Source organism: Nocardia sp. 852002-20019_SCH5090214, from assembly GCF_001665865.1.
Taxonomy (GTDB): Bacteria; Actinomycetota; Actinomycetes; order Mycobacteriales; family Mycobacteriaceae; genus Nocardia; species Nocardia nova.
In genome coordinates, this window is sequence record NZ_LZMK01000014.1 from 1 (window position 1) to 601 (window position 601).

Genomic DNA, 601 nt, shown 5'->3' on the forward strand with positions numbered 1-601 from the left:
TGCTACGGCGATTCCGGATCGTCGAGGTAGCGCCACCGGATTCGGGTGACCATCGAGTCCGGGGTGCAGCCGGTGTGGCTGCCGCAGAAGAACTCGCCGAACTGCGCCGGCGTCATCTCAGGGAAGCCCTCGGCGCGGACTTCTTCGTTCGTGATGGTGTCGAGGCGCTCGCGGCGCACGTCGAGAACTTCGACATCGACGATCCGTACAAGTGGTTCGCCGCGGCGGCGGCCCATCACCTTGCGGCACAGCGTGAGCCGGGTGCCGGGCGTCAGCATCAGCCAGCCCATACGGCGGGTGACGGTCTTTGTCCGGTCGCGGACCTGGGGTTCGGTGAGCGAGACCGACATCAGGCGTGGCATGAGGTGCTCCTGTTCTGCGGGTACTGGTTCCAGATCCGGCCGTCGAGTTCACGCCCGGCCGTTTTCGGGGTGCGGCCACCCCACTGCTTGAAGAAGAACGCGGTCCCGGCCTCGACGCACTGGTCGCGCAGGTCGCGCACCCAGTCCGCCTCGATCGGCCGGGCGTGGGGCCCGGATTCGCCGCCGACGATGACCCAGTCGATCGCCGGGATCGGCCGCCAGTCGGCGCAGCCGGGGCG

General features: G+C 68.9%; 2 protein-coding genes. Both read right to left on the reverse strand.

Translation table 11 applies throughout. The features are described 5' to 3' along the window. Positions 1 to 2: 2 nt before the first annotated feature. Positions 3 to 362, reverse strand: coding sequence for a hypothetical protein (locus A5780_RS01310; RefSeq protein ID WP_231982782.1), 360 nt, complete (start codon positions 360 to 362; stop codon positions 3 to 5). Next, on the reverse strand, positions 350 to 601 hold a 252-nt coding region (locus A5780_RS01315), incomplete at its 5' end, for a DUF5131 family protein (RefSeq protein WP_156769329.1). The genes A5780_RS01315 and A5780_RS01310, both read right to left, overlap by 13 nt.

Excerpts from the sequence above, each read along its gene's own strand:
- A5780_RS01310 (WP_231982782.1), bottom strand. The coding sequence starts at position 362 with ATGCCACGCCTGATGTCGGTCTCGCTCACCGAACCCCAGGTCCGCGAC.